Here is a 2,134-nt window from a genome sequence, read left to right on the forward strand (position 1 = left end):
CGGCCACCGGCCTTCGACGTGGAGTCCTACAAGCAGCGAAACACCGTCGAGCGCGCGATCAACAAGCTCAAGGACTTCCGGGCGGTCGCAATGCGCACCGACAAACGCGAGTTCGTCTTCCGCGGCACGATCGACGTCGCCTCGATCAAGATCTGGCTCCGCCACCCCGCCGACCACGATCTATGAGACACGCCCTAGGCTGCCTGCCACCATGGCCCGGCCCCTGACCCTCCTGCTCGTCCGCCACGGGCAGAGCGAGTGGAATGCCGCCGGGCTCATGCAGGGGCAGACCGCGCACGTGCCGCTGACCGAGCTCGGGCACGCCCAGGCGGCCGCGGCGGCGGCGGAGCTGGTGGCGCTGCGTCCGGGCGCGCTGGTCTCCAGCGACCTGCGCCGCGCGGTGCAGACCGCCGAGCACTGCGCCCGCGCCACGGGTCTGCCGGTGACGACCACGCCGGCGCTGCGCGAGCAGGGCTACGGGGTGCTCGAGGGCCGGCCCTCGCGAGAGCTGTGGGACGTCGTCGACTGGATGGACCCGCACTGGGCGGCGCCGGGCGGGGAGAGCCTGGCCGAGCTGCACGCCCGCGTCGGTGCCTACCTGAAGGCCCTGTGCGCGGACCCTCCGGCCGAGGTGGTGGCGCTGGTGACCCACGGCGACACGATCCGGGCCGCGCAGGCGGTCGCCGCGGGGCTCGGTCCCGACGCGATGCCCACGGTGACCCCGCACAACGGCACGGTGACCGCGCTGGAGCTGGTCCTGTGAGTCGCGTCCTCGTGCTCGGCGGGTCGCGGTCGGGCAAGTCCGCGTACGCCGAGTCCCTGGTCGCCGACGTCGGCGAGGTCACCTACCTGGCCACCTCTCCCTCGGTCCCCGGGGACGCCGAGTGGGCGCAGCGGGTGGCCGCGCACCGGGCCCGCCGTCCCGCGGGCTGGACGACGCTGGAGACCACGGCGCCCAGCGACCTGCTGCGCCGCGGCACCGTGCTGGTCGACAGCGTCACCACCTGGGTGGCCGCGCTGATGGACGAGACCGGCGTCTGGACCGACGAGCCCGGCGCGTCCGACCGCCTGGCCCGGCGCTGCGACGCGCTGGTCGAGGCGTGGACGATGACGCCCGCGCGCGTGGTGGCGGTGTCCGACGAGGTGGGGCTGGGCGTGGTGCCCGAGACCCGCGCCGGGCGGCTGTTCCGCGACACCCTCGGCTCGGTCAACCAGCGGCTGGCCGGCACCGCCGACGAGGTGTGGTTCGTGGTGGCCGGCCTGCCGCAGCGGTTGCGATGAGGTGGACCGGCCCGCTGGAGTCCGCCGCGCTGCTCACCGTCCTGCGGGTGCCGGCGCGGGCCGCGGCGTCCACCCGCGGCGTGCTGCCGTGGGCGCCGCTGGTCGGCTTGGTGCTCGGTGCCCTCGCGGCCGGCATCGGCGTGGCCGGCGCGCAGCTGGTCTCGCCGCTCACCGGGGCGGTGCTGGCCGTGGCGGTGCTCGCGGCGCTCACCCGCGGCCTGCACCTCGACGGCCTGGCCGACACCGCTGACGGGCTGGGGCCCCTGCGCGGTCGCGAACGGGCGCTCGAGGTGATGAAGCAGGGGGACGTCGGCCCGTTCGGCGTGGTGACGCTGCTGCTCACCGTGCTGCTGCAGGTCGCCGCCGCGGCGACCCTGCTCGACGCCGACCGGGGGTGGACCGCGGTCGTGGCGGCACCGCTGGTCGCCCGGCTCGCGATGGCGCGCACCGGGCTGGCCGGCGTCCCGGTGGCCGCGGGCTCCGCACTGGGGCAGTCGGTCGCGGGCACGGTCTCAGCGCGCTGGCTCGCCGGCTGGGTGTTCGTCACCGCGGCGCTGCTGACCGTCGCCGACCAGGCCCTGGTGGCGTGTGCCGCAGCCGGCCTGCTGACGGCCGAACTGCTCCTGCGCCGGGCGCGCGCCCGGTTGGGCGGCGTCACCGGCGACGTGATGGGTGCGATGGGCGAGGCGGCGGCCGCGGTCACCTTGCTGGTGGCCGCGGCCGTCGTCCCCTAGCCGTCAGCGGCGGCGCAGCAGGCCGCCGAGGAGCCCGCCGAGGCCGCCGGTCGCGGGGGTCGCCCGACCCGCCCGCCCGGTGGTCGCCCGGCCGTAGCCGCGGCCGGGCGACCACCGGG

The 2,134-nt window shown here is 76.7% G+C and carries 3 protein-coding genes and 1 pseudogene; all 4 read left to right on the forward strand.

The annotated features are described in order from the left end of the window. Nucleotides 1–186 (forward strand): annotated as a pseudogene (locus CNO22_RS26780) (hypothetical protein); the annotation flags it as partial. Between the two features lie 25 nt (nucleotides 187–211). Next, complete coding sequence (locus tag CNO22_RS26785) at nucleotides 212–763, forward strand: histidine phosphatase family protein (RefSeq protein ID WP_100502259.1); 552 nt, start codon at nucleotides 212–214, stop codon at nucleotides 761–763. After that, the gene (cobU, locus tag CNO22_RS26790; protein WP_100502260.1) at nucleotides 760–1,281 is read left to right on the forward strand and encodes a bifunctional adenosylcobinamide kinase/adenosylcobinamide-phosphate guanylyltransferase; all 522 of its coding nucleotides are present in this window, start codon (nucleotides 760–762) and stop codon (nucleotides 1,279–1,281) included. The genes CNO22_RS26785 and cobU overlap by 4 nt, the downstream gene beginning before the upstream one ends. Then, the gene (locus tag CNO22_RS26795; RefSeq protein WP_100502261.1) at nucleotides 1,278–2,015 is read left to right on the forward strand and encodes an adenosylcobinamide-GDP ribazoletransferase; all 738 of its coding nucleotides are present in this window, start codon (nucleotides 1,278–1,280) and stop codon (nucleotides 2,013–2,015) included. Before cobU ends, CNO22_RS26795 begins: the two co-directional genes overlap by 4 nt. Nucleotides 2,016–2,134 lie beyond the last annotated feature (119 nt).

This window comes from Geodermatophilus chilensis, assembly GCF_002802985.1.
GTDB lineage: Bacteria > Actinomycetota > Actinomycetes > Mycobacteriales > Geodermatophilaceae > Geodermatophilus > Geodermatophilus chilensis.